Here is a 500-nt window from a genome sequence, read left to right on the forward strand (position 1 = left end):
CCCGCCTATATGTCCATCACCGGCACCAAGCAGGGCCTGATCACCGCCGGCGCCTTCACCGAGGATTCGGTCGGCAACACCTACCAGGAAGGCCACGAGGACCAAGTGATGGTCCAGGGCTTCAACCACGAAGTGATCATCCCGCGTGACCCGCAGTCCGGCCAGCCGACCGGCCAGCGCGTGCACAAGCCTGTGGTCATCACCAAGGTCTTCGACAAGGCCTCGCCGCTGCTGCTGGCCGCCCTGACCTCCGGCGAGCGCCTGACCAAGGTCGAGATCCAGTGGTACCGCACCTCCGCCGCCGGCACCCAGGAGCACTACTACACCACCGTCCTGGAAGACGCGATCATCGTCGACATCAAGGACTACATGCACAACTGCCAGGACCCGGGCAACGCCCACTTCACCCACCTGGAAGACGTGCACTTCACCTACCGCAAGATCACCTGGACCCACGAAGTCTCCGGCACCTCCGGCTCCGACGACTGGCGCTCCCCGGT

General features: G+C 64.8%; 1 protein-coding gene. It reads left to right on the forward strand.

What is annotated here, in order from left to right:
• The coding region (locus tag HMPREF2581_RS07650) for an Hcp family type VI secretion system effector (protein WP_153570838.1) at window positions 1–500 on the forward strand (500 nt) is incomplete at both ends.

The organism is Pseudomonas sp. HMSC057H01 (assembly GCF_001836405.1).
GTDB classification, from domain to species: Bacteria; Pseudomonadota; Gammaproteobacteria; order Pseudomonadales; family Pseudomonadaceae; genus Pseudomonas; species Pseudomonas aeruginosa.